Below are 208 nucleotides of genomic sequence, written 5' to 3' on the forward strand. Positions count from 1 at the left end.
GCAGAAGCTCAACAAGCACCTCCACGACCTGATGCGCCTCGGCGACCTGTACAACACCGCCATCCTCGTCACCAACCAGGTCGCGTCGAACCCGGACTCCTACTTCGGCGATCCGACCCAGGCGATCGGCGGCAACATCCTCGGGCACGCCTCCACCTTCCGGATCTACCTCCGGAAGTCGAAGGGCGACAAGCGGATCGTCCGCCTC

1 pseudogene is annotated in these 208 nt (G+C 64.4%); it reads left to right on the top strand.

Annotated features, from left to right (window positions below):
* Nucleotides 1-208 (top strand): annotated as a pseudogene (radA, locus tag EXE42_RS18400) (DNA repair and recombination protein RadA); the annotation flags it as partial.

The sequence above is a fragment of the Halorubrum sp. SP3 genome (assembly GCF_005435195.1).
GTDB lineage: Archaea > Halobacteriota > Halobacteria > Halobacteriales > Haloferacaceae > Halorubrum > Halorubrum sodomense.